The organism is Rhodocista pekingensis, from assembly GCF_042665545.1.
GTDB classification, from domain to species: domain Bacteria; phylum Pseudomonadota; class Alphaproteobacteria; order Azospirillales; family Azospirillaceae; genus Rhodocista; species Rhodocista pekingensis.
Genome location: NZ_JBHTCM010000006.1, coordinates 21,387 through 47,090 on the forward strand (window position 1 = coordinate 21,387; position 25,704 = coordinate 47,090).

General features: G+C 71.9%; 24 protein-coding genes. 7 read left to right on the forward strand and 17 right to left on the reverse strand.

Annotation, left to right across the window (positions count from 1 at the left end):
* Positions 1 to 144: 144 nt before the first annotated feature.
* Positions 145 to 2,205 carry an ATP-binding protein gene (locus tag ACFQPS_RS05000; protein ID WP_377356965.1) on the forward strand — a complete coding sequence of 687 codons (2,061 nt, stop codon included), beginning with the start codon at positions 145 to 147 and terminating at the stop codon, positions 2,203 to 2,205.
* Between the two features lie 8 nt (positions 2,206 to 2,213).
* Here the strand turns inward: ACFQPS_RS05000 and ACFQPS_RS05005 are convergent, their stop codons facing one another.
* Entirely contained in the window at positions 2,214 to 3,026 is an 813-nt protein-coding gene (locus ACFQPS_RS05005) for a hypothetical protein (RefSeq protein ID WP_377356966.1), read from the reverse strand.
* 182 nt (positions 3,027 to 3,208) lie between these two features.
* Entirely contained in the window at positions 3,209 to 4,768 is a 1,560-nt protein-coding gene (locus tag ACFQPS_RS05010) for a class I SAM-dependent methyltransferase (protein WP_377356967.1), read from the reverse strand.
* 201 nt (positions 4,769 to 4,969) lie between these two features.
* On the opposite strand from ACFQPS_RS05010, the gene ACFQPS_RS05015 reads away from it, so the two are divergent.
* Both ACFQPS_RS05015 and ACFQPS_RS05020 read left to right on the forward strand, forming a co-directional pair.
* Positions 4,970 to 5,539, forward strand: coding sequence for an alpha/beta fold hydrolase (locus ACFQPS_RS05015; protein WP_377356969.1), 570 nt, complete (start codon positions 4,970 to 4,972; stop codon positions 5,537 to 5,539).
* 44 nt (positions 5,540 to 5,583) lie between these two features.
* Complete coding sequence (locus ACFQPS_RS05020) at positions 5,584 to 6,051, forward strand: hypothetical protein (protein WP_377356971.1); 468 nt, start codon at positions 5,584 to 5,586, stop codon at positions 6,049 to 6,051.
* On the opposite strand, the gene ACFQPS_RS05025 is transcribed toward ACFQPS_RS05020, so the two are convergent.
* Positions 6,000 to 7,412 (reverse strand): spinster family MFS transporter, encoded by a 1,413-nt coding sequence (locus tag ACFQPS_RS05025; RefSeq protein ID WP_377356973.1) that lies wholly within the window; start codon positions 7,410 to 7,412, stop codon positions 6,000 to 6,002. The genes ACFQPS_RS05020 and ACFQPS_RS05025 overlap by 52 nt on opposite strands.
* A 274-nt stretch (positions 7,413 to 7,686) precedes the next feature.
* Between ACFQPS_RS05025 and ACFQPS_RS05030 the strand changes: the two genes are divergently transcribed.
* Complete coding sequence (locus ACFQPS_RS05030) at positions 7,687 to 8,553, forward strand: MaoC/PaaZ C-terminal domain-containing protein (RefSeq protein WP_377356974.1); 867 nt, start codon at positions 7,687 to 7,689, stop codon at positions 8,551 to 8,553.
* 19 nt (positions 8,554 to 8,572) lie between these two features.
* On the opposite strand, the gene ACFQPS_RS05035 is transcribed toward ACFQPS_RS05030, so the two are convergent.
* Positions 8,573 to 8,935 carry a helix-turn-helix domain-containing protein gene (locus ACFQPS_RS05035; RefSeq protein ID WP_377356976.1) on the reverse strand — a complete coding sequence of 121 codons (363 nt, stop codon included), beginning with the start codon at positions 8,933 to 8,935 and terminating at the stop codon, positions 8,573 to 8,575.
* A gap of 2 nt (positions 8,936 to 8,937) precedes the next feature.
* Complete coding sequence (locus ACFQPS_RS05040) at positions 8,938 to 9,255, reverse strand: type II toxin-antitoxin system HigB family toxin (protein ID WP_377356977.1); 318 nt, start codon at positions 9,253 to 9,255, stop codon at positions 8,938 to 8,940.
* A gap of 185 nt (positions 9,256 to 9,440) precedes the next feature.
* On the opposite strand from ACFQPS_RS05040, the gene ACFQPS_RS05045 reads away from it, so the two are divergent.
* Positions 9,441 to 10,319 (forward strand): ion transporter, encoded by an 879-nt coding sequence (locus ACFQPS_RS05045; protein ID WP_377356979.1) that lies wholly within the window; start codon positions 9,441 to 9,443, stop codon positions 10,317 to 10,319.
* 24 nt (positions 10,320 to 10,343) lie between these two features.
* Here the strand turns inward: ACFQPS_RS05045 and ACFQPS_RS05050 are convergent, their stop codons facing one another.
* The gene (locus ACFQPS_RS05050) at positions 10,344 to 11,705 is read right to left on the reverse strand and encodes a hypothetical protein (protein WP_377356981.1); all 1,362 of its coding nucleotides are present in this window, start codon (positions 11,703 to 11,705) and stop codon (positions 10,344 to 10,346) included.
* Positions 11,706 to 11,718: 13 nt separating this feature from the next.
* Positions 11,719 to 12,831, reverse strand: a complete 1,113-nt coding sequence (locus ACFQPS_RS05055) for a hypothetical protein (protein WP_377356983.1) — start codon at positions 12,829 to 12,831, stop codon at positions 11,719 to 11,721.
* A 265-nt stretch (positions 12,832 to 13,096) separates the two neighbouring features.
* On the opposite strand from ACFQPS_RS05055, the gene trxA reads away from it, so the two are divergent.
* Entirely contained in the window at positions 13,097 to 13,420 is a 324-nt protein-coding gene (gene trxA / locus ACFQPS_RS05060) for a thioredoxin TrxA (protein ID WP_377356985.1), read from the forward strand.
* 75 nt (positions 13,421 to 13,495) lie between these two features.
* Here trxA and ACFQPS_RS05065 read toward each other — a convergent pair whose 3' ends face one another.
* Genes ACFQPS_RS05065 through trpB form a run of 7 tightly spaced genes read right to left on the reverse strand, consistent with a single transcriptional unit; the run spans position 13,496 to position 19,418 of the window.
* The gene (locus ACFQPS_RS05065) at positions 13,496 to 13,876 is read right to left on the reverse strand and encodes an MAPEG family protein (RefSeq protein WP_377356987.1); all 381 of its coding nucleotides are present in this window, start codon (positions 13,874 to 13,876) and stop codon (positions 13,496 to 13,498) included.
* A gap of 44 nt (positions 13,877 to 13,920) precedes the next feature.
* Positions 13,921 to 15,231, reverse strand: a complete 1,311-nt coding sequence (locus ACFQPS_RS05070) for a bifunctional folylpolyglutamate synthase/dihydrofolate synthase (RefSeq protein ID WP_377356989.1) — start codon at positions 15,229 to 15,231, stop codon at positions 13,921 to 13,923.
* Between the two features lie 7 nt (positions 15,232 to 15,238).
* Entirely contained in the window at positions 15,239 to 16,381 is a 1,143-nt protein-coding gene (gene accD / locus ACFQPS_RS05075; protein ID WP_377356991.1) for an acetyl-CoA carboxylase, carboxyltransferase subunit beta, read from the reverse strand.
* Entirely contained in the window at positions 16,378 to 16,893 is a 516-nt protein-coding gene (locus ACFQPS_RS05080; RefSeq protein ID WP_377356993.1) for a hypothetical protein, read from the reverse strand. Before ACFQPS_RS05080 ends, accD begins: the two co-directional genes overlap by 4 nt.
* Positions 16,890 to 17,342, reverse strand: a complete 453-nt coding sequence (locus ACFQPS_RS05085) for a hypothetical protein (protein WP_377356995.1) — start codon at positions 17,340 to 17,342, stop codon at positions 16,890 to 16,892. The genes ACFQPS_RS05080 and ACFQPS_RS05085 overlap by 4 nt, the downstream gene beginning before the upstream one ends.
* 4 nt (positions 17,343 to 17,346) lie before the next feature.
* Entirely contained in the window at positions 17,347 to 18,207 is an 861-nt protein-coding gene (gene trpA, locus ACFQPS_RS05090) for a tryptophan synthase subunit alpha (protein WP_377356996.1), read from the reverse strand.
* Positions 18,204 to 19,418 carry a tryptophan synthase subunit beta gene (gene trpB, locus ACFQPS_RS05095; RefSeq protein ID WP_377356997.1) on the reverse strand — a complete coding sequence of 405 codons (1,215 nt, stop codon included), beginning with the start codon at positions 19,416 to 19,418 and terminating at the stop codon, positions 18,204 to 18,206. The genes trpA and trpB overlap by 4 nt, the downstream gene beginning before the upstream one ends.
* 446 nt (positions 19,419 to 19,864) lie before the next feature.
* Here trpB and ACFQPS_RS05100 point away from each other — a divergent pair, with 446 nt between their 5' ends.
* Positions 19,865 to 20,563, forward strand: coding sequence for a 2OG-Fe(II) oxygenase (locus ACFQPS_RS05100; protein WP_377356999.1), 699 nt, complete (start codon positions 19,865 to 19,867; stop codon positions 20,561 to 20,563).
* Between the two features lie 57 nt (positions 20,564 to 20,620).
* On the opposite strand, the gene ACFQPS_RS05105 is transcribed toward ACFQPS_RS05100, so the two are convergent.
* From ACFQPS_RS05105 to ACFQPS_RS05115, 3 genes are all read right to left on the reverse strand, one after another.
* Complete coding sequence (locus ACFQPS_RS05105; protein WP_377357001.1) at positions 20,621 to 22,867, reverse strand: PAS domain-containing sensor histidine kinase; 2,247 nt, start codon at positions 22,865 to 22,867, stop codon at positions 20,621 to 20,623.
* Between the two features lie 198 nt (positions 22,868 to 23,065).
* A complete protein-coding gene (locus ACFQPS_RS05110; protein WP_377357003.1) occupies positions 23,066 to 24,883 on the reverse strand; it encodes a stimulus-sensing domain-containing protein in 1,818 nt (605 codons plus the stop codon).
* Positions 24,884 to 24,925: 42 nt separating this feature from the next.
* The gene (locus ACFQPS_RS05115; RefSeq protein ID WP_377357004.1) at positions 24,926 to 25,624 is read right to left on the reverse strand and encodes a response regulator transcription factor; all 699 of its coding nucleotides are present in this window, start codon (positions 25,622 to 25,624) and stop codon (positions 24,926 to 24,928) included.
* Positions 25,625 to 25,704 lie beyond the last annotated feature (80 nt).

Genomic DNA, 25,704 nt, shown 5'->3' on the forward strand with positions numbered 1-25,704 from the left:
GGCACAGCCTGCCCCACCCCATGGGTCATAGGACCCGAGCGTTGTTACATCCAACGGCGGGGACCGGTATCATCCATCGGCGTTATGTCCCCCGGTCGGCCGCCTGGACTAGACTGCGGCCGTCCGTTCCAGCGAGCCGAGCCTTTGCCGCAGCGCCGATCCGAGACCACCGCCACGCCGGAGCTGACCCGTCAGGCCATCCTGGCGGATTTCGGGGCCTTCGCGCTGACCTGCGGCGACCGCACGGCCCTGGTCGCGCGGGTCGCGCGCAGCGCCGTGCAGGCCACCGGCGTGCCGGCGGCCCTGGTGGCGGAGGTACGGCAGGGGGCGGGCGGCTTCCTGGTCGTCGCCGGGGAGGGGCTGCCGCCCGGAACGGTGGGCAGTCTGGTGCTGCCCGACCGCGCCGGCACCCCCGTCGGCCGCACCTGCACCGCTGGCCGCGCCGTCGTCATCCCCGACGCCGACGCCGAAACCGAACCCGACATGCCGGACCCCTTCGCCACCCTGGGCCTGCGCGGCATCGCCCTGACGCCGCTGCGCGCCGGCCTGACCGTGGTGGGGATCGTCGCCCTGGGCAGCCCGGAGCCGCGGGGCTACGACATGGCCGACCTCTATCTGCTGGAGGGGCTGACCAACATGCTGGGCGCCGGGCTGCGCCGCATGGAGGTGGAGGCCGAGCGCGACCGGCTGCTGGCTGCCCTGCGCGAGGGCGAGCGGCGCTACCGTTTCATGGCCGAGTCCATCCCGCAGATCGTCTGGACCGCCAGCCCCGACGGGGAGGTGGACTATTACAACCGGCGCTGGTCCGACTATACCGGCCTGAGCGTGCAGAAGGGCACCGCCGGCGAGTGGGACAGCGCGCTCCATCCCGACGACGCCTCGCGCACCATGCACGCCTGGACCACCGCCGTCGCCACCCGCACCCCCTACGAGATCGAGCACCGCATCCGCCGGGCCGGGGGCGGCTGGCGTTGGATGCTGTCGCGCGCCTGGCCGCTGTTCGACGATGCCGGCAACGTGGTCCGCTGGTTCGGCACCGCCACCGACATCGATGGCGAGCGGCAGGCACAGCAGGCCCTGGCCGCGGCCCGCGACACGGCGGAACGCGCCAACCGCGCCAAGTCGCGCTTCCTGGCCGCGGCCAGCCACGACCTGCGGCAGCCGTTGAACGCCATCAGCCTGCTGACCTGCAACCTGCGCACCCGGGTGGGCGATCCCGGCGCGCGGGAGCTGCTGGACCAGATCGAAGGCTCGCTGGACGCGATGATCGACCTGTTCGAGTCGCTGATGGACATCTCCAAGCTGGAGAGCGGCGGTGTCGAACTGGACGTGCGGCCGATGCCGCTGCAACCCCTGCTGAACCGGCTGCAACGCGACTTCACCCCCGCGGCGCGGGCCAAGGGGCTGCGGCTGGGCGTGGTGCCCACGACCCTGCACGGGCTGAGCGACCCCACCCTGCTGGAGCGCATCCTGCGCAATCTGGTCGCCAACGCGGTGCGCTACACCGACCGGGGCGGGGTGCTGGTCGGCGTCCGCCGCTACGGCAGCCATCTGCGCATCGACGTGGTGGACACCGGCCCCGGCATCCCGACCGGCTGCCTGGACGACATCTTCGAGGAGTTCCAGCAGCTCGGCAACGAAGCGCGGGAGCGGGGCAGCGGCCACGGGCTGGGCCTTGCCATCGTGCGCCGGGCCGCCGACCTGTTGCAGCACCCGCTGGACGTGCGCTCCCGGCCGGGCCGGGGCTCGCGCTTCTCCGTCGTGCTGCCGCAGGCGGACGTCGTGGCGGCGGAGCCGGACGCCCCGGCCGCGGACGGCCCGGCGGAACCCTGCGCCACCGGCTTCCCCATCCTGCTGCTGGAGGACGACCCGCTGGTCCTGACCGCCACCCGCATGCTGCTGGAGGATCTGGACTGCCCGGTGGTGGAGGCGCGCAACGGCGACGAGGCGCTGCGCATCATCGCCGGCGGCGCGCGGCCGCGGCTGGTGCTGGCCGATTACCGCCTGCCGGGCGCCCTGGACGGGCTGGAGACGGTGCGCCGCATCCGCACCGAGCTGGGCCAGAGCGTGCCGGCGATCCTGCTGACCGGCGACGTCACCGCCGACGTGGAACCGCGCGCCCGCGCCGCCGGGGTGCAGTTCGTGCGCAAGCCGGTGCGGCCCGACGAGCTGCGCGCCCTGGTCAAGGCCACCGCCCGGACCTGACGGCCCGGTCAGCCGGGTCCGGCCACCGCATCCGGCGCCGGGGCCGACGGAGTTGCGGCGGCGCGGGTTCCGCCGCGGGCCGATGTCTTCGGCACGCCCTTGTAGGCGAGGTAGGAGGCGTGGCTGATGCCCATGAGGTAGAGGAAGGTCTCGCTCGGCTCCGGCAGGGCGGTGACCGGGGCATCGACCCGGAAGGCGGCGAACACCTCCGCCGTGTAGGCGCCCAGCACCAGCAGCGTGAAGAAGATCTGCTGCACCTTGCCCAGATCCACGGTGGCGGCGTTGCCCACCTCCTCCCCCTGCACGATGTCGGTCCAGTCCGCCTGCTGCGAGGTCTCACGGGTGAAGACGGCGGCGCTGTCGGCCGGGCCGGCCGCGGCGAGCGCGGCGCTGGGCGCCGGATCGGCCACCGGCCGGGTGCTGAGGATCAGGGGCGAGGCCGCCAGCGTGGCCCCGCTGATGCCCAGGGCCGCCAGCAGGAACTGCGGGATGGTGATGTCCAGGGGGCTGGTCCCCGGCGGCAGCGGACCGCCGACACCGGCGAGGTTGGAGGCGGCGGCCACCACCAGCACCGCCGTGGTCAGCACGGTCCAGGCCATCACCTGCAAGCGGTCCAGGCTGATGCGGTTGCGCCCGTCGATCAGCACGCCCGCCGCGTGTCCGGTCAGCGCCAGACCGACCTGACGCAGCAGCAGGATCAGCAGCGCCGCCGTCACCAGGAAGGCGACCGTGCGCCAGGACACGGTATCGAAGCGCAGGAACGCGATGTTCACCCCGGCGATCAGTGCGACCGTGGCGAGCAACTGGAACGGCCCCCTCATCCTCGTCCCCTCTTCCGCTTGCCCTGGGGCGCGTGCCGTTCCGCGTGCCGTTCTGCGCGCCGCGCCTTGGCTGACGGCGCGGGCGGGGTCCGCAGCCTTGGCGCCCCATGGGTTGCGCAGAATAACAGGAAATACCCGTTTTTCAAATGCCGGGAATTATGACCGACGGACGGGCGGCCCCCTCATGTGCGGGAGGGGACGCAGCCCAGCCGCGCCAGCAGCGGCAGGCGCCCGCGGCGGAAGGCAGCGGCGCGCTCGGCCAGCTCCGCCCGGTTCGCCGCCTCCCCCTCCAGCAGGCGGCCGTCGCGCAGCACCGCTTCGCCGCGCGCGGCCAGGGTGTCCCAGGCGAAGGCCGCCGGGTCCTCGCCACGGACCGAGGCCAGCAGGAACAGCCGCTCCAGCCGGTCCGTCTCCACCCCGCCGGCCAGCATGGGGGAGGCCAGGGCCGACAGGGTGTCGCCATCCAGGCTGCGCGCCAGCACCAGCCGGTTCCAGGAGTCGGCCCCAGCGGCGGCTCCGCCACCCGGCGCCGGGGCGATCCGGGACAGGGCATGGAGCTGGACCAGCGCCGCGCGCAGCCGCTCCTGTCCCAGCGCGGCCAGTTCCGGCGACCGCGCGGCCAGGGCTTCCAGGCTGGCAGGCCCGTCCGCCAGCGCCTCCAGCAGGGCCATGCCGGCGTCGCGGTCCAGCGGCAGTTCCCCCTGCGGCAGCCGGGCGATGCCCGGCAGGGTCCGCGCCGGGGCCAGGGCCGCGAAGGGCAGCGCGTCCAGCCGCCGGTCCCGCGCCGCCGGGTCCAGCGGCACCGGCCCGCGCACGAAGATGTCGCGCCGGAACGGCTGGTTCGTCAGGGTGTCGCGCACCGTCTCCCGCAGGGCCGGGTCCGTTACCTCCGCCAGCAGGGCGCGCGCGCCTTCCGGCAGCGCGTCGGCATGGTCGGACGCCAGCGCCGGCGCGGCGAAGGTCAGGTCCGCCCCGGCCAGGGCGGCGAAGACGTCGGCGGAATAGTCGGGCGTCCAGGCCTCGTTGAAGAACTCGTGCGCCAGATAGGCGGCGGATCGCTCCGCCAGTTCCTCCAGCCGCGGCCGGACGGCCGGGTTGACGGCGAAGTAGCCGCCTTCGTCCGCCAGCCGGCGGACGAAGGCGAGCGCCGCCGCGATCCGTTCCGGCAGCGGCCTGCCCTGCGCCCCCTGCGCCGCATGCGCCGTCAGCAGCCGGCGCAGCGGCATGTAGGGGGCCCAGCCGGGCAGGGCGTTGTAGCTGACATAGGCGATGCCGCCCGGCTTCAGGCGCCGGCGCAGGAACTCGACGATGCGCCGGCGCGGCCCCTCCCCCACCCAGGACCAGACACCGTGCAGCGCCACCACGTCGAAGGGCGGCAGGTCCAGCCGGTCATAGGCGTCGAAGTCCAGCGCCTCCACCGCCAGATTGCCCAGCCCCGCGGCGCGGCCGAGGTCCGCGGCATGGGCCGCATGCTCCGGGTTCACGTCGGTGCCGAAGAAGCGGCCCTGCGGGTGCGTCGCCGCCGCGACCGCCAGATTCACCCCCTGGCCGAAGCCCAGCTCGCACCAGGTGAACGCCCGGCCGAAATCGGGCGGCGCAATGCCGCGCAGCAACAGCGAGAGCGACAGCAGGGCGGGCGTCATCTCGCGGTGGCAACTGGCGGTGTAGCCGATCGCGGTGACGGCCCCGGCCCGGTGTCCGGCGTCGGGAACAATGGGGGGAGGAACGGGGGGCAGGGTCATGGGCGGGCGGACGGCGGAAGCACGGGAAACGGGCCGGAGCGGCGGCGCAGGGTAGTCCGCCGGCACCGCGGCGGGAAGCGCGCCGCCGTCGTCCCCCGTCCGGCCCGCCGGGCTGCCCCGTTTTCCCGGCCCCGTTCCGCTTGACAGGCCCGGTCCGGGACTGGCGCCATGCCCGCGGGAGTTGCGGGAGGAGAGCCAGCCTTGTTCCACCTTCTCGACCAGATGCGCCGCCGCCAGGGGCACCTGCTGGACAGCCTGGGGCTGGGGCCGGAGACGACCCCCAGCCGGATCGTCCTGGCAGAACCGGGCTTCCGCCTGCGTGCCTATGGCGGCGAGGGCGCGCCGGCCGTGCTGGTCGTGCCGGCGCCGATCAAGCGCCATTACATCTGGGACCTGGAGCCCGGCGTCAGCGTCGTGCGCCGGCTGGCCGGGGCGGGCTTCCCCACCTATCTGGTGGAATGGCTGGAACAGCCGGCGGGAACCCCGTCCGGCGGGCTGGCGGAGCAGGCCGGCCACCTGCTGGACCGCGCCGTGGCGGCGGTGGAGGCGGACAGCGGCCGGCCGCGGCCGGTGCTGGCCGGCCACTCCCTGGGCGGCACGCTCGCCGCCATCTTCACCGCCTCGCGCCCCGGCCGGGTGCGCGGGCTGGTGCTGCTGGAAGCCCCCCTGCGCTTCGGGCCGGAAGCGGGCGCGCTGGCCCCGCTGGTCGCCGCCAGCCCGGTGCCGCCGGCATCACCGCTACCTATGGCGACGCGCCGGGATCGCTGCTGACCTACGGGTCGCTGGCGGCGGCGCCGGACAGCTTTCTCTGGTCCGTGCTGGCGGACCGGCTCCAGAGCTGGGGCGATCCGGAGGCGCGGCGTCGCCACGGCCGGGTGCGGCGCTGGACCCTGGACGAGTTCCCCATGCCCGCCCGTCTGTTCGAGGAGGTGGTGGAACATCTCTACCGCGAGGACCGCTTCGCCCGCGGCACCCTGACGCTGGACGGGGTGCCGGCCGCCGCGTCGGCCATCGACTGCCCGGTGCTGGCCGTCGTCGATCCCGACAGCCGGGTGGTGCCCCGTGGCTCGGCCGTGCCGCCGGTCCCCGCCTTCGCCCGGCCGGAGAGCCTGGTGCTGGAGCACAGCGGCGACCGCGGCGTCGCCCTCCGGCATGTCGCCGCCCTGGTCGGGCCGGCGCTGCATGCCGGACTGTGGCCGCGCATCCTGAACTGGATCGGCGACCGCGCCGGTCAGGCCGCGCCGCCGACCGCCCGCCGGAAGCCCGGCAGCGCCACGGCGTAGAGCAGGGCCGCCAGCGGCAGGCAGACGGCGCTGACCAGCGCCAGCGAATAGCGCACCAGGGCGGGGTCGCCGAACACCCAGTCGGTGACGCCGCCCACCACCGCCGGCCCCAGCCCCAGCCCGACGATGTTGACGACGAAGAGGTAGAGGGCGGAGACCAGCCCGCGCATGGTCCCCGGCGTCATCAGGTTGGCCGCCGCCGCCCCCACCCCGGCCCAGGCCGTGCCGACGAAGCCGGACAGGCAGGCGACGCTCCAGAGCAGCGTCTCCGACGGCATCAGCGGCACCGCCGTGCTGAAGACCGACGCGGCCAGCGCCACCCAGAGGCAGACCCGCACCGGCGCGTCCGCCACACCCGCCCGGGTCAGCCGGTCGGCCAGGAAGCCGGCCGTGAACATCCCCGCTGTGGCGAACAGGATGGTGATGCTGCCGAGATAGAGCCCGACCTGCCCCGGCGGCGTGCCGAAGGTCCGCACCGCCAGCGCCGGCATCCAGGCCGCGGTGCCGTAGCCGACCAGCGACATCAGCCCGCAGGCCAGGAAGTGCGGCACCATCACCCCGGCGCGGGCACGCACATGCGCCAGCACGGCACCGAACGGTACCTGCGCCTGCCCCTGCACCCGGCCGCGGCGCACCGGCTCCTTCACCGTCAGCATCAGCAGGGCGAGCGGAATGCCCGGCAGGCCGGTGACCAGGAAGACGAACTGCCAGGGCCGCACCTCGCCCAGCAGCGGCACCGCGATCATCGCGTTCTCCGCGCTGGCGAAACCGACCACCAGCCCGCCGACGATGAAGGCCACGCCCGACCCCACGGTGATGCCGGTGCCGTAGACGGAATAGGCCCGGCCCAGCCGGTCGGGCGGGAAATAGTCGGGCAGCAGGCTGTAGGCGGCCGGCGACAGCGCCGCCTCGCCCACCCCCACCCCCATGCGGGCGATCATCAGGTGCCAGTAGGTCTTGGCCAGACCGCAGGCCGCGGCGAAGCAGGACCAGACGAGGACGCCCCCGGCGATGATCCAGCGCCGGCTGTAGCGGTCGGACAGCCGCCCGGCCGGCAGGCCCAGGACCGTGTAGAGCAGCGCGAAGGACAGGCCGGACAGGAGCCCGATCTCGAAGTCGCTGACCTGGAGGTCGCGCTTGATCGGCTCCACCAGCAGGTTGATCACCAGCCGGTCCACGAAGGAGACGACATAGAGCAGCATCAGCACGCCCACCACGTACCAGGCGTAGAGCGGCCGGGGATAGGGCGGCTGGGCGGCGCCCGGGGCCGGGACGGCGGTCCCCCCCGGGGAAACGGTCGCGGGCTCCGGCACGGGGGCAGCGGCCTGCCCGCGCCCGTCGGCGGCGGTCTCGGCGGTCACGGGGTATCCTCCCTGGTTCGTCTTCTCTGTCTTTTCTGCCGGCCGAACCGGCTTTCGTTATCGAACCATAGCAGCCGGTCGCGGCCGGAGGGCCAGAACGCAAGGGCGGACGGGCCGGCGATTCCGCCCGGCGTCCGCCCTGCGGTGGCGGCACGGCACGGGTGCTGCCGGCCGGCCCCGGCGCGTGGACAGGCTTTCCGCGCCGCCGGTATCCTCCCGCTTCCGCCCGCGCCGACGCGCGGGTCCGCGCCCGCCCGCCGCCGGAAGGCCCCCGATGCCGCTGAACCACGACCTGCTGATGTCGCTGCCCCCGCAGGAGGTGCGGCAGAGCTATACGACGCGCGACACCATCCTCTACGCCCTGGGCGTGGCGGCCGGGGTGCCCGACCCGCTGGACCCCGACGACCTGAAATACACCTACGAGGCCGACCTGCACGCCCTGCCGACCATGGCCGTGGTGCTGGCCTATCCCGGTGTCTGGCTGATGGAGCCGCGCTTCGGCATCACCTGGCACAAGGTCCTGCACGGGGAGCAGACCCTGCGCCTGCACCGGCCGCTGCCGGTGGAGGGGACCGTGGTGGCCGCGACGGTGATCGACGGGATCTACGACAAGGGAGCGGACAAGGGGGCCGTGCTCTACACCCGGCGGGACATCCGCGACGCCGCCACGGGCGAGCTGCTGGCCACCGTGGGGCAGAGCGCCTTCCTGCGCGGCGACGGCGGCTTCGGCGGCAAGGCGGACGGGGCGCCGAAGCCGCATCCGGTGCCCGATGACCGGCCGCCCGACCTGACGCTGGACCTGCCGACCCGGCCGGAGCAGGCCCTGATCTACCGCCTGTCGGGCGATTGGAACCCGCTGCATGTGGACCCCGGCATGGCCGCCGCCGCCCGCTTCAGCCAGCCGATCCTGCACGGGCTCTGCACCTACGGCGTCGCGGGCCGGGCGGTGCTGCGGCTTCTCTGCGGCAACGATCCCGCCCGGCTGCGCCGGCTGGACGGCCGCTTCTCCGCCCCCGTCTTCCCCGGGGAGACGATCCGCACGGAGATCTGGCACGAAGGCCCCGGCCGCGCCGCCCTGCGCGCCCGGGTCGTGGAGCGCGATCTGGTGGTGCTGACCAACGGCATGGTCGAGTGGGTGTGACGGGCGGGGGACCGGACCGTCACACCACGTCGCGGATCAGGGCGTCGGCAGGGATCTTCCACGCCTGATGCAGCCGGCGGATCTGGGTCAGCGACAGCCGCTGGATCGAACCATGCACGATCTCCGATGCACGGGAGCGGCTGCCCAGTACCTTGGCAAGGTCACGCTGCTCATAGCCCGCCTGCTCCATACGGAACCGGATGGCGTCCAGGGCCGACGGCGGATCGATGGGGAAGGCTTCGCGCTCGTACTGTTCCACCAGGATGGACAGCACCTCCAGCTCGGCCACCTCGGGCGTGCCTTCCTCGGCGTCCATGAGGTCGTCGATACGCGCCAGCGCGGCCTTGTGGTCCTCGGGGGTCTTGATCGGTCGGATATCCATGGTCACACCGTTGTTGCGTCGACGGCATCGTATTCGGCATGTGTTCCGGCGAACCGGATGCGGGCAACCTGGGCGACGTAGTTGAACTGCACGATCAGCCGGTAGCGATTGCCGCAGAGGTCGAAGACGATCCTGTTGTTGCCCACCACATCGGCCGTCCCATAGACGGCCTTGATCTCGGTCGGCTTCATCCACCGTGCCTGCTGGACTTCCTGTATCCATGCGGCGATCCGACGATCCAGGGCGCGGGCCTGCTGGGGCCGTTCACGCCGTTCGCGGGCGATCAGCGTGGTCAGGATTTCAAGACCGACGATCTTCATGGGCGACCAGGTATCATGTTCCAGAAACCGGAACAAGAGAATGTTCCGGAAAGCGGAACACAGCCCTTCGCCTGCCCCCGGGACCGGCGCTGTGAACCCGGTGGAACAGCGGGGCGGCGGGGCTTGACGGCGGGCGGGGGCGACACCTTCTAAGGGGCTTGCCACCATCGCCTGCGACGAAGGACATGACGGACTCCGCCCTGCCCGCCGCCGCCGCTGCGCCCGCCGCACCGGCCCCCGCCCCTTCCGCGCTCCGCCGGCTGGTGGAGTCGGCCGGGTTCCAGCGCTTCATCGTCGCCGTCATCCTGGTCAACGCCGTGACGCTGGGTCTGGAGACCTCGGCCACGGCGATGGCGGCGGCGGGGCCGCTGCTGACGGTCCTGGACCGGCTGGCGCTGGCCGTCTTCGTCGTCGAGCTGGGGCTGAAGCTGGCGGTCTACCGCCTGTCCTTCTTCCGCCAGGGCTGGAACAATTTCGACTTCACCATCGTGGCGCTCAGCCTCGCCCCCCTGATCGGGGTGGCCGGCGCGGGCAACCTGTCGGTGCTGCGGGCGCTGCGCATCCTGCGGGTGCTGCGGCTGCTGTCCGTGGTGCCGCAGATGCGGGCGGTGGTGCAGGCGCTGTTCGGGGCGCTGCCGGGCATGGGCGCCATCATCGCCGTGCTGGCGCTGATCTACTATGTCTCGGCCGTGCTGGCGACGAAGCTGTTCGGCGCCAGCTTCCCCGACTGGTTCGGCAGCATCGGCCGGTCCATGTACAGCCTGTTCCAGATCATGACGCTGGAAAGCTGGTCCATGGGGATCGTCCGCCCGGTGATGGAGGTCTATCCCTACGCCTGGGTCTTCTTCGTGCCCTTCATCGTGCTGGTGACGTTCGCGGTGCTGAACCTGTTCATCGCCATCATCGTGAACAGCATGCAGTCGCTGCACGACGCCGACACCAAGGCCGAGGCCGAGGAGCGGGAGCTGAAGGCGCACGGGGAACGCACCGCCATGGCGGACGAACTGCGCGCCCTGCGGGCGGAGATCGCCGGACTGAAGGAGGTTCTGGAGCGGCGGGACTGAGATCCGCGGGGCCGGGGCGGCGGCTCAGCCCAGCCGCCGCTTCCACTCCCGGTAGAGCCGCTCCGCCTCGTCGGAGCCGGCCAGGATTTCGATCATGCGCAGGCTGCTGAAGACCTGCCGCTGCACCTCGGGATCGTCTGCGGCGCTGCGACCGCCGCGCAGCAGCCCCTCCGTCTCCGTCTCCAGCCGGCGCCGCACGTCGCCGATCTTGGCGTTCACCTCGCGCTGGATGCCCAGGTGCGGCGCCAGTCTGGCCGAGCGGCGCAGGGCCATCGCCAGTTCCTCCGCCTGCCGCACCTGCACATCGGGCGGGCCGCCGTCCGTGGCGCCGGCGAACAGGGTATCGACCAGCGTCTGGTCGATCTCCGCCACCACGTTGCGCACGACAAGGTTGGCGATCTCCGTCCGGGCCGCAGCGACGCGGCCGTTCAGCTCCTTGTCGCGCAGGCCGGCCAGGGTGTCGTTGACGGAGTTCAGCCCTTCGGTCAGCCGCTCCGCCGCCTTCGCCAGATCGGCCGCCTGCTCCACGCCGGGCTTCGCCCGCTCGATGTCGGAGGTCTGGCGCAGCAGGTTGCCGACGACATAACCGGAGAGATCGCGGGCCAGCCCCTCCTTCTCCGCCGCGGTGCCGCCCAGCTTCACGTCGCCCAGCATCTTCAGCAGGTCGCCCGGCCGCTTCATGCGCGAGGTCAGCACCAGCAGCAGAGGCGTGGTGCGACCCGGATCGACCGCCCCCAGGTCGGCCAGCGCCTCCTTGATCGCCTCCACATGGCTTTCCGCCAGCTCGCCGATCGGCTTCTCCGGCAGGGTCAGCTTCAGCGTCTCGATCTCCCGGCCGACATCCAGGAACCCGGCGATGGCGTCGAGCTGGCGCAGCACGTCGTCGTCGCGGCCGAAATTGTCCACCTTGAACTTCAGGCCCTCATGGCAGGCCCGCACCACCTCGCGCACGGCCAGGGCACCCGACATCCAGAGCGGCTCGCCCAGTGCCACGAAGGCGCGGAGATCGCGCGGGTCCGTCCGGCCCAGCTCGCGCTGGATCTCGGCCAGCAGGGCCGGGTCCATCCGCTCGCGCGCCGTGCGCCAGCAGGGTGCCAGGGTGGACCGGGCGATCCGGTTCAGCCGCCGCGCATAGGTCTGGGGATCGTCCAGCAGGTCCTCGACCGGGCGGAAGAACAGGCGCGACAGGCTGGGCCGCCGCGGCGGGCGCAGGGCCGCCAGACGCGGGCGCAGCGTATCCAGCGCCCCCTGCACCGGGGCCTTGTCGCCCACCTGTTCCAGCAGGTGATAGATCTTCAGGAAGCGGCTGTCGTCCAGCCGCGCGGCGTCGGCGGCCAGCGCGGTCCATTCCCGCGCCAGGCTGTCGGAGGGAGAGCGGTCTTTCATGCCGGCCATCCCGTCACGCCGCGGCCGTCTTCAGGGATTCCAGGCGCATCACCGCATCCATGTCCAGCGCTCCCGTGCGCCAGTCCTCGTTCATACGGACCCAGCGGCGCTGCACTTTCGCCACCGCCTCCAGGTCGGCTTCCGTGAAGCTCACCCCCAGCTCCTCGCGCGGGATCACCGGCACCAGCCGCGACAGTTCCACCACGGCGGCGCGCTGCGCCTCCTCCGGCCTGTCCTGGGCGGCGTTCCACAGCGCGATCAGGAAGTCCCAGCCGTCCAGCAGCCAGGACAGGCGGGAGACATGCTGGGTGATGGCGGCGCGGAAGCGCGGTTCGTCGTGGATGATCTGCTTCGGATCTCCGCAGACCAGATCAAGCTGCTTCAGCCGCTCCGTCCCCAGCGCGATGGTGTGGCCGGCGATGTCGGCCACGTAGTCGCCCAGACCCGACACGTCGGAGGCATCCTTCTGCGCCCAGGTCATCAGGCCGTCGCGCATGGCGTCGAGCTGCTTCAAGAGGGCGCGCAGGCGGCCCGGCTGCGGGCTCTGCGGCATGCCCACGGGGGCGATGGCGGTGCCCAGCGTCTCCACCCGCTGGGCCATGTCATCGGGCGGGATCTTCACCAGGGCGGCGACCTTGGCCAGCGCCTGCCGGGCCAGCCGCTGGGACTCCTGCGCCGTCATGCCGGGGCGCAGCAGGTCCCTTGCCCCGATGCCGACCAGCTTCAGCAGCTCGGTGACCAGGATGAACTGGGTCAGGATGAGCTGCTGCCCGGCCTCGGTCAGCGATCGCCGGGCCGCAGCGGCGGCATCCGGTCCGGCCACGCCGGTGGCCTGAACGCGCAGGGCGGCGCCGCGGATCGTCTCCGGCGAATGGGTCTCCAGCCCCTCGATCTCCTCGAACAGCAGGCGGTCGTGCAGGGTGACCGTCATGACGGAGGGCAGGCTCTTCCAGGGCATGACATAGATGCCCTTGCCGCCGGTGAAGCTGGGCAGCAGGAACTCGAAGCGTTCGTTGCGGTCCTGGCGCAGGCGGGCCTGGTTCAGCAGCGGCGTGGTGAAGGGCACCGCCACCCCGCGCTCGGCGAAGGTGGAGGGCAGGAACTCCTCTGCGGTCAACAGCGTCAAGATCAGCGTCCTTCCAGGGTACGCCAGGGATACCCTACCGCAGCTTATACTATGGACAGCATTTTAAGGAATGGTGGAGCCCCGACGCCGGCCCCACCGGCGGCGGGGGTGACGGTCGTCAGGAGGGTCGGCAAGGGGGGCTGGCGCACGCCAGCCGCGCGCCGGCCGCCGGCTTGACCGGCGCGGGCGGGCCCCCATACATTCCTGACCGACAAGCGGCCGTGGTCACCCGGCCGTACCCGACACAATCCTTGGGGACGCACCCATGAGCAACGCGACTGCGGTTTCCGACACCAGCTTCGCCACCGACGTGCTTGGGGCCTCCGGTCCCGTGCTGGTGGACTTCTGGGCCGAATGGTGCGGTCCCTGCCGGATGATCGCGCCCGCGCTGGACGAGATCGCGGGGGAATTGCAGGGCAAGCTGACCATCGCCAAGCTGAACATCGACGAGAACCCGGACACGCCGACCCGTTATGGCGTGCGCGGTATCCCGACCCTGATGATCTTCAAGGACGGCAAGGTCGCCGCCACCAAGATCGGGGCCCTGCCGAAGCAGCAGCTCCGGAACTGGATCGAAGAGAACCTCTGATCCGGCCGACGGGCCACCCGCCGGGCAGCGGGGGCGGCGGACCGCCCCCGCGACGCTGCATCAGCGAAGCCGGCCCTACATCAGCCAGGCCGGCATGGTCAGGATGGCCAGCGCCATCGCCAGCGCCGCGATCCAGACGATGGAGCGCAGCGTCGCCAGACCGGCGAAGTAACAGCCGACATAGCCGATCCGCAGCACGACCCAGGCCACGGCCAGCGTGTCGATGGCGTCCTGCGGCATGCCCTGCACGTCGGCGGCGATGACCGCCGCGGCGAACAGGGGGAAGGCCTCGAACCCGTTCAGGTGCGCCGCCACCGCGCGGCGCCTGAATCCCGTCTGCTTCTCCGCCCAGTCGCGCGGGGCGGCATTGTCATAGCGGCCGGTGGCCTTGGCCGGCAGCACGGTGAGATAGGGCAGCAGCGCCGCCGCGACGACGCACCAGTAGGCGATCTCCATCCTCTCCTCCTCCCGTCAGGCGGCCCCGCGCTTCCCGGCGGGGTTCAGCCGTTGTCCTTGAGCACCGTGCCCGCGAGATAGAGCGAGCCGCAGATCAGGATGCGGCCAGGGCCGGGCGCTGCGGCCAGCGCACCCACGGCCGCGGCCGTGCTGTCGGCCGGGGCGGCGTCGGCGATGCCGGCCTCGCGCGCCAGCGCCGCGGCCTCGGCCGCCGGCAGGGCGGCGGCCTCGCCGGGAATGGCGACCGTGCGCAGGCGCCGGACGCGGGGCGCCAGGGGCCGCAGGAAATCCAGCGGCTGCTTGCTGCCCAGCATGCCGAAGACCAGATCCAGGGGCCGGTCCGCCCAGGCGGCGGCCTGCACCGCCAGCACCTCGCCGGCGCTGTCGTTGTGGCCGCCGTCCAGCCACAGCTCCCAGCCGGGCGGCAGCGCGTCGGTCAGAGGGCCGCGGCGGAGCCGTTGCAGCCGGGCCGGCCACTCCACCCGGCGCATGCCCTCCCGCGCGGCCTCGTCGTCCACGGCGACGGGCAGGTGCTCCAGCGCCGCCAGCGCCAGCCCGGCATTGAGGATCTGGTGCGCGCCGGGCAGCCCCGGCAGCGGCAGCTCCAGGCTGCGGGCCGGGCTGTCGAAGCGGAAGCCGCCGTCGTGCGGCCGGGCCGTCCAGCCCTCGCCGTAGCTGCGCAGGGGCACGCCCAGGTCCGCCGCGCGCTCGCGGAAGACGCGCAGCACCACCGGGTCGGCCTGCGGCCCGGCCACGGCGGGGGCGCCGGGCTTCAGGATGCCGGCCTTCTCCCAGGCGATCTCCGCCAGGGTGCCGCCCAGGAACTGCATGTGGTCCATGCTGATGCGGGTCAGCAGGCTGACGGCGGGGCGCTCGATCACGTTCGTCGCGTCCAGCCGGCCGCCCAGCCCCACCTCCAGCAGGCAGATATCCGCCGGCACTTCGGCGAAGGCGCGGAAGGCGGCGGCCGTCGTGATCTCGAAGAAGGTGACCGGGTCGTCGCCGTTGACCCGCTCGCACTCCTCCAGCAGCCCGGCCAGGGTCTCGTCGTCGATCAGCCGTCCGGCCAGCCGGATGCGCTCGTTGAACTGCACGAGATGCGGCGAGGTGTAGACATGCACCCGCGCGCCCGCCGCCTCCAGCATGGCGCGCAGGAAGGCGACGGTGCTGCCCTTGCCGTTGGTCCCGGCGACATGCACGAGCGGCGGCAGGCGCCGCTCGGGATTGCCGAGCCGCGCCAGCAGTCGCTCCACCCGCCCCAGGGACAGGTCGATGACCTTGGGGTGGAGCAGACGCAGCCGGTCGAGGGCGGCCTCCAGCCGCGGCGCCGCCGGCACGACCGTGGCCTTGATCATGCCGGGATCAGTCCTCGCTGGGGGCCGGGGTGCTGGCGGGCGCGGCCGTCGCCACGCCGGCGGCGCCCACCACCGCGGCGGCAGCCGTGCTGGATGCGGGCGGGGTGGCCGATCCCGCCGGGGCGGCGGTGGCGACACCGGCGGCCCCGACCACCGCGGCCGTGGCCGCTGCGGCGGTGGCCACGACGACCGCGGCGGGCGCCGCTGGCGGCGGCGGGGGAGGGGGCGGCGGCGGGGGCGGCAAGGTGGCGGCCGGCGCCTCGGGAACCTTTTCCGGCTCCGGCAGGGACAGGGGCTCCGGGCCGGGACGGCGCAGCAGGTCGATCAGGCGGACCAGGGTCTGCTTCAGCTCCTTGCGCGGCACGACCATGTCCACCATGCCGTGCTCCAGCAGGTATTCGGAGCGCTGGAAGCCTTCCGGCAGGGTCTCGCGGATCGTGTTCTCGATGACGCGGGCGCCGGCGAAGCCGATCTGCGCCCCCGGCTCGGCCAGATGCACGTCGCCCAGCATGGCGAAGCTGGCGGTGACGCCGCCCGTGGTGGGATCGGTCAGCACCACCAGATAGGGCAGGCCCGCCTCCTTCACCATCTCCACGGCGATGACGCTGCGCGGCATCTGCATGAGGGACAGGATGCCCTCCTGCATGCGCGCGCCGCCCGACGCCGGCACGACGATCAGCGGCGCCTGTTGCAGCACCGCCAGCTTGGCGGCGGCCAGCAGCCCCTCGCCCACGGCGATGCCCATGGACCCGCCCATGAAGGAGAAGTCGAACGCGGCGACGACGGCCGGATGCCCGTCCATCCGGCCGTGCGCGACGATGATCGCGTCGTTGCGGCCCGTCTTGGTCTGGGCGTCCTTCATCCGGTCCGTGTAGCGCTTCAGGTCCCGGAACTTCAGCGGGTCCTGGATCGCCTTCGGCAGCTCGATCGTCTGGAAGCCCTCGTCCAGCAGCATCTCCAGCCGCCGGTCGGGCGACAGGCGCATGTGGAACCCGCAGTGCTGGCAGACGTGCAGGTTCTCCTCAAGCTCGCGATGGAAGATCATCGCCTCGCAGGAGGGGCACTTGAGCCAGAGATTGTCCGGCACCTCCTTCTTGGAGGAGACGAGCGCCCGGATCTTGGGCCGGACGAAATTGGTGAGCCAGTTCATCGGGGTTCCTGGAGACGGGCGGCGATTGCCTGCAGTTGTTCCGCGAGTTCCATCACGTCGATCATCTCTGACAGCGGGCTGCCATGGGCGACATGGTTCCGCTTCTGATAGATGTCCCGGATGGCTTGGTAAGCTGAGTCGCCCTTATCCAACAACAGGGCCATCCTGTCCAGGAAGGGCAGCGCCTGGACCGATTGCCGCGCCCTGTCGTACAGCACCTGCCAGGCGCGGCGTGCAGCCGCATCCGGATGCCGTCGGCCGGTCTCGATGGCCGTTGCGGCCAGCTCCGTCACCAGACTCTCGAACTGGGCGAAGACCAGCAGGAAGTGGGCTTCCGTGTTGATCCAGACCATCGCGCTGGCTGTGCCCAGGGCCTCGTGCAGAGAGTCCGTCAGAGCGGAATCCCCGTCATCAAGGGCGCGGATCAGGTCGGTCTCAAGCTCGTCCCGCCGCCGCGCGAGCACGCGGTGCGTCTCCGCGTAGGTCGAAAGTACCGTGTGGAGGACCGTCAACGCGCCTCCGCCAGGATATGACGCAGCTCCTCCGGGCCGAACCGGTGCCGGCGCGTCGGATCGCGCCTCGGATAGACCATCCAGTCGGGTGCGTCGTCTGTGCCGGCATCGACCAGGGTGACGCCGTCGCCCCCTATGATCGAGAGGCGGACCTGCCCGTTGCCCCCGATCATCCAGAGAGCCTCCGGCTTGACCCGGAGTTCCGCCCCACCGTTCCATCGCACCGTCAGCGTCGGCAGACGGACCGGGGCAATGCCGACTGCCTTCATCAGCGGACTCTGATAGGGCAAAGACTGCCCACGGACCGCCGCGGCCGTCTCCGGAAGCCAGCCCTCGATCCGCGCATACAGGTCGCTCAGCCGCTGCCGCCAACGCTCCAGCCGGGCCAGGACCATGTCCCGGGAGGGAAGCTCGTCATGCTCGCCGCTGTCGTCATAGACATAGGCCATGGCCTCACCCCCGGGCGGTGCGCACCCCCTCGGCCAGGGTGCGGACGAAGTCTAGCACGGCCGGCACGGTCGCGGCAGTGGCGCGGCCGTCGGCGTCCAGCGTCTGTTCCACCCGGCGGACGATGGCGCTGCCGACGACGGCGGCGTCCGCCACCCGGGCGATGGCGGCGGCCTGGTCCGGCGTGGTGATGCCGAAACCGACGGCGACCGGCAGCTCGGTGTGGCGCTTCAGCCGGGCCACGGCGGCGCTGACCGACTCCTCGCTGGCCGAACCGGCACCGGTGATGCCGGTGATGGAGACGTGGTAGACGAAGCCCGAGGTGTGGGCGAGCACGGCCGGCAGGCGACGCTCGTCCGTCGTCGGCGTGGACAGGCGCACGAAGCTGATGCCGGCCTTCAGCGCCGGCAGGCACAGCTCGTCATCCTCCTCCGGCGGCAGGTCCACGACGATCAGCCCGTCCACCCCGGCCTCCCGGGCATCGGCCAGGAAGCGGTCCACGCCGTAGCTGAAGATGGGGTTGTAGTAGCCCATCAGGATCACCGGCGTGTCCGGGTCGTCGCGGCGGAAGTCGCGCACCAGGTCCAGCGTGCGGGTCATCCGCGCCCCGGCCGTCAGCGCCCGCAGCGAGCTGGCCTGGATGGCGGGACCGTCCGCCATCGGGTCGGTGAAGGGCATGCCCAGTTCGATCAGGTCGGCCCCGGCCGCCGGCAGCCCCTTCAGCAGGGCGAGGCTGGTCGCGTGGTCGGGGTCGCCGGCCGTGAGGAAGGTGACGAGGCCGGCCCGGCCTTCCGCCCGCAGCCGGGCGAAGCGGCGGGCGATGCGGAAGGTCTCCGTGCCCGCGTCGATCTCGGTGGCGAGGCTCACAGCGATACCCCCATGTGACGGGCGACGGTGAAGATGTCCTTGTCGCCCCGGCCCGACAGATTCATCACCATCAGGTGGTCCCTGGGCAGCGTGGGCGCGAGGCGGCTGACGTGGGCCAGCGCGTGCGCCGGCTCCAGCGCGGGCAGGATGCCTTCGGTCCGGGCCAGCAGCTTGAAGGCGTCCAGCGCCTCCTGGTCGGTGGCGGAGACGTACTCCACGCGCTTCACGTCATGCAGCCAGGCGTGCTCCGGCCCGATGCCGGGATAGTCCAGCCCGGCGGAGATGCTGTGGCCCTCGACGATCTGGCCGTCCTCGTCCTGCAACAGGTAGGTGCGGTTGCCGTGCAGCACGCCCGGCCGGCCGCCAGTCAGGCTGGCGGCGTGCTGGCCGGTCTCGATGCCGTAGCCCGCCGCCTCCACCGCCACCATGCGGACGCTGGGTTCGTCCAGGAAGGGATGGAAGATGCCGATGGCGTTGGAGCCGCCGCCGACGCAGGCGACCAGACTGTCCGGCAGCCGGCCCTCGGCCTGCTGCATCTGCTCGCGCACCTCCTCGCCGATGATGGACTGGAAGTCGCGCACCATGGCGGGATAGGGGTGCGGACCGGCGACCGTGCCGATGATGTAGAAGGTATCCTCGACGTTCGTCACCCAGTCGCGCATGGCGTCGTTCATGGCGTCCTTGAGCGTGCGCGCGCCGGACTTCGCGGGCCGCACCTCGGCGCCCAGCAGCTTCATGCGGAAGACGTTGGGCTGCTGCCGCGCGATGTCGGTCTCGCCCATGTAGATGACGCAGGGCAGCCCGAACAGGGCACACACCGTGGCCGTCGCCACGCCGTGCTGGCCGGCGCCGGTCTCGGCGATGATGCGGCGCTTGCCCATGCGCTTGGCCAGCAGGATCTGGCCCATGCAGTTGTTGATCTTGTGCGCGCCGGTGTGGTTCAGCTCCTCGCGCTTCAGGTAGATCTTGGCGCCGCCCAGTTCCGCCGTCAGCCGCTCGGCGTAGTAGAGCGGGCTGGGCCGGCCGACATAATGGGTCAGGTAGTAGGAGAGTTCCGCCTTGAAGGAGGGGTCCTGCCGGGCCTCGGCATAGGCGCGCTCGACGTCCAGGATCAGGGGCATCAGCGTTTCGGCCACATAACGGCCGCCGAACTGGCCGAAATGCCCGCGCTCGTCCGGTCCGGTCCGGTAGGTGTTCAAGGGCTGGGTCATGGCTGCTGGCCGTCCCGTTTTCCGCTCGTCCGCAAGGGTGAGGACCCTAGCCGGTCGGCCGGCGGATGCCAAGGGCGACACGGGGTCCGCACACGGGGATCGGTCGCGCCGCAGCGGGTCGCGAATTGATCTCGGTCAAGGCCGGGGAGCCCCGACCGGATTAGTGTGCAACGCAGCAAGACTCCGGCGGAACGGCGCCCTGGTCCTGGCGGCAGCGTCCCGGCATGAACGGGGATGGCCGGGGCGGGGTCGGTCGCCATGCCCGGTCCCAGGCCGTGCCCGCGGCGCCCCGGCAGAAAGCTGCCGGACAGCGGATCGTTCGCCGCCCCCCGAAGGCCGCCGGCAGCGTCCTTCGGCGTCACCGTCCGGCGGGAAACCGCCCGTCCCCGTTCGTCCGCCGCCCCGTGCGGCCGACCGGACCGCGTATGTGAGGAGAGAGGGTCCCGATGCCCCATGCCCTGACGATGCCTGTCAGCACCAGCCATCGCCCGTCGGCCACCGCGCTTCATCTGCACCACGCGCTGGAAGCCAGCCGGCAGCAGGAATGGCCGTTCCGCCACTGGCTGCTGACCGACACGCTGCCCGAGCCGGTGGCGACGGGGGTGACCCGGCTGCCGCACGCGCCGGCCGCCGTCGGCGACACGCTGGGCCGGCGCGACACCCACAACGCCAGCCGCATCTTCTTCAACCCCGACCAGCAGCAGCGGCATCCGGTGGTGGCGGACATCGCCCATGCCTTCCAGCATCCGGAGACGGTGGCGCTGCTGTCCTCGCGCTGCCGTGCGCCGCTGGCCGGGTCGTTCCTGCGCATCGAATACTGCCTGGACACGGCCGGCTTCTGGCTGCGGCCGCACACCGACATCGGCGCCAAGCTGCTGACCCTGCTGATCTACCTGAACCCGCCGGAGGACGCCCAGGACTGGGGCACGGACATCTATGCCGATCCCACCGCGGCCCCGGTCGCGCGCACCGACGCCTCGTTCAACCGGGCGCTGATCTTCGTGCCGGGCAGCAACACCTGGCACGGCTTCGAGCCGCGGCCGGTCCAGGGGGTCCGCCGCACCCTGATGGTGAACTACGTGGTGGCCGAGTGGCAGTCCCGGCACGAGCTGGCCTTCCCCGACCAGCCGGTGTCGAACCGCTGAGTACCGGGCCGCTGAGAGTGCCAGACCGCTGAGTACCAGGCCGCCGGGCCCGCGGCGTCAGGCCGTGGGTGCCGGGGCGGTGACAGGGGCGGTGACCGGGGCCGACGCTGGCGCAGGGGCGCCGGGCGCCGGCGCCAGCGGCAGGCGCATCGTGACGCAGGCCCCGCCGTCCGCGGCGTTGCAGGCGTCGATGACCCCGCCCATGGCGCCCAGCAGGGCGGCGGTGATGGCGTAGCCGAGGCCGGTGGAGCGCGCCGCGCTGACATAGACGTTGCGCCGGCCGGGATAGGGCTGGCCCAGTTCGGCCAGCACGTCGGGCGGAAAGCCCGGGCCGTAGTCGCGGATCGTCAGGGCGCCGAACCCGTCGGTCAGCTCCAGCCGGACCTCCACGGTGCCGTTCTCCGGGCTGTGGCGCAGGGCGTTGGACAGGATGTTGTAGAGGGACTGCAACAGCGCCCGGCGGTCCGCCAGCACGGTGACGGCCTGGGCGCCATCGACGGCGAAGTTGACGCGGCGGTCGCGCGCGATCGGGCGCACCGTCTGCACGGCGCGCCGCACCGTCTCGTCCAGGGGGACCGGCTCCGGCGTCAGGGTGACGGTGGCCGACTCCACCTTCGCCAGATCCAGCACGTCGTTGATGATGTCCAGCAGGTGGCTGGCGCTGTCATGCACATGCCCGGCATATTCCTGGTAGACGGCGGGCACCACCTGTCCGAAGGTCCCGTCGCGGATGATCTCCGAGAAGCCGAGGATGGCGTTCAGCGGCGTCCGCAGCTCGTGGCTCATGGTGGCCAGAAACTGCGTCTTGGCGCGATTGGCCGCCTCCGCCTGGGCGAGGGCCTGATCGAGGCGCGCCTGCACCTCCTTCTGCGGCGTGATGTCCTGCACCGTGCCGACGATGCGGGCCGGGCGCCCCGTATCGTCGCGCTCCAACCGCGCCACCTCGTGTACCCAGCGGATCTCCCCGTCAGGGCGGACGACGCGGTGCTCCACATCGGCGAAACCGATCGTCTCGATGCGCTGCTGCGTCTCCAGGACACGGTCCCGGTCATCGGGATGCACGGCGGCCAGGAAGGCCGGCTGCGAATGGGCTTCGCGGTCCTTCGGCACGCCGAAGATGTCGTACACCACATCGGACCAGAAGACGGCGCCGGAGCGCAGGTCCAGTTCCCAGTGGCCCAGGCGGGCGATGTTCTGCGACAGTTCCAGCCGGGCGCGGTTGACCTCCCGCTCCAGTTCCACCCGCCGCCAGGCGGAGATGTCGCGCACCAGCACGACCGTGGAATGGAGCGTGCCGTCCGGAGCCCGCCGGGGATGGATGGAGGCGGAGGCCCAGAAGGCGGTCCCGTCCATCCGCCACATCTGGAAATCCGACCAGTCGCGCTCGACCCGCACGATCCCGGCCATCAGGTCGGCGACCCGGGGCCGCGGCTCCGCCAGCACATGGTCGAGGAAGCGGACCGACAGCAGTTCCCCCTCGGCGCAGCCCATGATCGTGGCCATGCGGCCGTTGGCGTACTGCGTCCGCCCGTCGGGACCGACGACCCAGATGCCGTCGGTGGAGCGTTCGACGATGTCCTTGAAGGCCAGCAGGTGCAGCCGCTCCTGGCGCTTCTCGGTGACGTCCTCCAGCGTGCCGTAGATGTGCCGGGGACGGTCGGCATGGGCTTCCGGCGCGGCGGAGAACAGGACCCAGCGCGCCCGACCGTCCGCCGTCAGGAAGGGGAGTTCCAGGCGCACCGGGGGGCCGCCCTCGCGCAGGTCGGCGACGGCGCCCAGCAGGGCCGGCAGGGCCTCCCCCGGGAAGAAGCGCCCCGCCTCCTCCAGCAGCGGCCGGTGGACCGCCGGGTCGGTGGCGTGGATGCGGTGCGTCATCGGCGACCAGGTCAGGAGCCCCGTCTCCAGGTCCAGATCCCAGGTGCCGACACGGGAATGGCTTTCCACCGCCAGAAGATGCAGGGCTGCCCGTTTCGACTCGGTCACGTCGCGCCAGACGCTGTAGATGCGTCCGTCCTCGGCCGACAGGGCGCACTGACCGCTCAGCCAGACATAGCGTCCGTCCTTGCGCCGGCAGCGCGCCTCCAACTGCTGCGGCGACCGTCCCGCCAGCAGGGTCTGCAGCCGTTCGACGGCGACCTCGCGGTCGTCGGGATGCAGAAGGTCCAGGCTGTTCGCCGCCATCAGCTCCGCCTGCGACCAGCCCAGCGTCCTTTCCCAGGCCGGGGACAGCGCAACGAAGCCGCCGTCGGTGCGGACGACGGACAGCAGGTCCTGCGACAGTGCAAAGAACGGCGACAGGTTCATCCGTTCATTATCGCACAGAAGATGATTTCACTTCCAGATAAGGTTGCTACGCGGGTGTGGTCGGGAAGATTGAGATTTAACTGAAATGAACGAATATTCTGTTCACAGAAGGAACAGTTCCGGCAACTCTTGAACGGGCACTCCCCTCGTTCGCAACATGGTTAACGGGGCCCGGGTCGGCGCAACCCGAAGGGGGCGTCACCGCCGCGGCAGGCGGACGGTGAAGAGCGCGCCGGCCACCTCGCCGCCCGGCCGGCGCAGGTTCGTGGCCGTGATGGTGCCGCCATGCGCCTCGACGATCTGTTTGGAGATGGAGAGGCCGAGGCCGGAATGCCGGCCGAAATCCTCCGACTTCGGGCGTTCGCTGTAGAAGCGGTCGAAGATCGCGTCCAGCTTGCCGTCGGGGATGCCCGGCCCCTGGTCATCGCAGGTGACCTCCACCCGGTCGGGCAGGGCGCGGGCGCGCAGCGTCACCACGCCGCCGGGCGGGGAGAAGGAGAGCGCGTTGGAGACGAGGTTCTGGAACACCTGCGTCAGCCGCCCCTCGATGCCCGGCACCACCAGATCGGCGCCGGCCGGCAGTTCCACCACGAGGCGCGGCGGCACCGGCTCGCCCGGGTCCGGTTCTTCCCAGGTCGCCATGGTGACGTCGCGCAGCATGGTCAGCACGGTGCCGACATCGACCGGGGAGGCCTGGGCGCGCGACAGCTCCGCATCCAGGCGGGAGGCGTTGGAGATGTCGGAGATCAGCCGGTCCAGCCGCTGCACGTCGTGATGGATGATGGCCAGCAGCCGGCGGAGCTGCGTCTCGTCCTTCACCCGCTGCACCGTCTCCACGGCCGAGCGCATGGAGGTCAGCGGGTTCTTGATCTCGTGCGCCACGTCGGCAGCGAAGCGCTCGATGGCGTCCATCCGGTTCCACAGCGCCGCCGTCATCTCGCGCAGGCTGACGGACAGCTCGCCGATCTCGTCATGGCGGCGGCCGAAATCGGGGATGACGGCCTGCCGGCCATGGCCGTGGCGCACCTCGTCCGCCGCGCGGGCGAGCTTGCGGATGGGGCCGGCGATGGTGCGGGCCAGATAGAAGGACAGCAGCACCGTGACGCCCAGCGCCACCCCGAACAGCTTCAGGATGTCCACCCGCTGCTGCCGCACCTCGCGGTCGATGTCGGTGCCGGCGCGGGACAGGTAGACCACCCCCAGCACCTGCTTGTAGCGCTGCACCGGCACGGCCACGGTCAGCAGCATGTCGGTGCGGTCGCTTTCCCGCGCCACGCGCCAGACGCCGGTGGCGATGTCGCCGGCCAGGGCGCGCTGCATGTCGGGGAACCGGGCCGCGTCCTGGGCCCGGTCCTCGGGGTAGACCGGCAGATGCTCGCGCCCCGGCAGGCTGTTGACGATGCGGTCGTAGAGGGCGATGCCCAGCTCGCTCAGGCTGTTGCCGTCGCGCAGCGGCGGCAGCTCCTCGATCTGGACCATGGATTTCGGCCCGCCCAGGATGCGGCTGTCAGCCACCAGTTCGCCCTTGGGGGCGTAGAGCCGGGTGCGGGTGTCGGTCGTCTCCACCAGCCGGCGCACCATCTGCCGCGCCAGTTCCCAGGACAGCTCGGCGGAGGGCTCGTTGAACTCGTCGTAACTGGGCCGGACCGCGCCTTCGCCCAGGGCGCCGGCGAAGATCCGCGCCTCCGTCGCCAGCGCCTCCAGCTCGGCCTGGATCAGCCGGTCCTGATAGCGCCCGAGATAGAGCAGGCCGCCGACGAGGATCGCCAGCGCCAGCACGTTGACCGCCAGGATGCGCAGCGTGATGGGGGAGACGGGCCGGCGCAGCCGCATCCGGCGCCGGGGTCGCGCCGCAGCCGTGTCGGCCGGCGGCGGCCAGAGCGGAGCCTTGCCGCGGCCCCCGTCCGGAGAACCGGGTCCGTCCGCGTCCGGGAGCGGGCCACGGGGCCTGCGCCGCCGCGCGGTGGCGTCACCGGCCGGAGCCTCCCGCCGCTCGGCGCGCAGGTCGAAGGTCATGCCCGGCCCCGGTCCGTGGTTGCCGCGTCGATCGTCGCGGGATCAGTTGTCGCGGTACTTGTAGCCGACGCCGTACAGCGTCTCGATCTGGGCGAAGCTGTCGTCCACCGCCTTGAACTTCTTGCGCAGCCGCTTGATGTGGCTGTCGATGGTGCGGTCGTCCACGTAGATGTGCTCGCCATAGGCGGCGTCCATGAGCTGGTCGCGGCTCTTGACGTGGCCCGGACGCTGCGCCAGCGCCTTGACCAGCAGGAATTCCGTGACGGTCAGGTCGATCTCCTGCCCCTTCCAGGTGCAGAGATGGCGGGCGCCGTCCAGCACCAGCTCGCCGCGCACCAGCGTCTGGCCGGGATCGGGCTCGCCGCGGCCGTGCGTCAGCTCCTGCCGGCGCAGCAGGGCGCGGATGCGCTCGATCAGCAGGCGCTGGCTGAACGGCTTCTTGATGTAGTCGTCCGCCCCCATGCGGAGACCCTGAAGCTCGTCGATCTCGTCATCCTTGCTGGTCAGGAAGATCACCGGCACGGCCGTGGTCTGGCGCAGGCGCTGCAACAGCTCCATGCCATCCATGCGGGGCATCTTGATGTCCAGCACGGCCAGGTCCACCGGCCGCGAGGTCAGGCCGCGCAGCGCCTCGTCGCCGTCCCCGTAGGTCCGCACCTCGAACCCTTCCGCCTCCAGCGCGATCGAGACCGAGGTGAGGATGTTGCGGTCGTCATCGACCAGGGCGATCGTGTGGGCCACCGTCTTCTTCTCCTGCCTTCCTGCGCAGCGTGGGCGTTTCCCCGGGGGCGGGGAGCCGCCGCCCGGCGGCGCCCCCTCCC

Excerpts from the sequence above, each read along its gene's own strand:
- ACFQPS_RS05040 (WP_377356977.1), bottom strand. The coding sequence starts at position 9,255 with ATGAAGATCGTCGGTCTTGAAATCCTGACCACGCTGATCGCCCGCGAA.
- ACFQPS_RS05105 (WP_377357001.1), bottom strand. The coding sequence starts at position 22,867 with ATGAACCTGTCGCCGTTCTTTGCACTGTCGCAGGACCTGCTGTCCGTC.
- ACFQPS_RS05065 (WP_377356987.1), bottom strand. The coding sequence starts at position 13,876 with ATGGAGATCGCCTACTGGTGCGTCGTCGCGGCGGCGCTGCTGCCCTAT.
- ACFQPS_RS05045 (WP_377356979.1), top strand. The coding sequence starts at position 9,441 with ATGACGGACTCCGCCCTGCCCGCCGCCGCCGCTGCGCCCGCCGCACCG.
- trxA (WP_377356985.1), top strand. The coding sequence starts at position 13,097 with ATGAGCAACGCGACTGCGGTTTCCGACACCAGCTTCGCCACCGACGTG.
- ACFQPS_RS05100 (WP_377356999.1), top strand. The coding sequence starts at position 19,865 with ATGCCCCATGCCCTGACGATGCCTGTCAGCACCAGCCATCGCCCGTCG.
- ACFQPS_RS05005 (WP_377356966.1), bottom strand. The coding sequence starts at position 3,026 with ATGAGGGGGCCGTTCCAGTTGCTCGCCACGGTCGCACTGATCGCCGGG.
- ACFQPS_RS05010 (WP_377356967.1), bottom strand. The coding sequence starts at position 4,768 with ATGACCCTGCCCCCCGTTCCTCCCCCCATTGTTCCCGACGCCGGACAC.
- accD (WP_377356991.1), bottom strand. The coding sequence starts at position 16,381 with ATGAACTGGCTCACCAATTTCGTCCGGCCCAAGATCCGGGCGCTCGTC.
- ACFQPS_RS05070 (WP_377356989.1), bottom strand. The coding sequence starts at position 15,231 with ATGATCAAGGCCACGGTCGTGCCGGCGGCGCCGCGGCTGGAGGCCGCC.
- ACFQPS_RS05050 (WP_377356981.1), bottom strand. The coding sequence starts at position 11,705 with ATGAAAGACCGCTCTCCCTCCGACAGCCTGGCGCGGGAATGGACCGCG.
- trpB (WP_377356997.1), bottom strand. The coding sequence starts at position 19,418 with ATGACCCAGCCCTTGAACACCTACCGGACCGGACCGGACGAGCGCGGG.
- ACFQPS_RS05035 (WP_377356976.1), bottom strand. The coding sequence starts at position 8,935 with ATGGATATCCGACCGATCAAGACCCCCGAGGACCACAAGGCCGCGCTG.
- ACFQPS_RS05030 (WP_377356974.1), top strand. The coding sequence starts at position 7,687 with ATGCCGCTGAACCACGACCTGCTGATGTCGCTGCCCCCGCAGGAGGTG.
- ACFQPS_RS05085 (WP_377356995.1), bottom strand. The coding sequence starts at position 17,342 with ATGGCCTATGTCTATGACGACAGCGGCGAGCATGACGAGCTTCCCTCC.
- ACFQPS_RS05110 (WP_377357003.1), bottom strand. The coding sequence starts at position 24,883 with ATGACCTTCGACCTGCGCGCCGAGCGGCGGGAGGCTCCGGCCGGTGAC.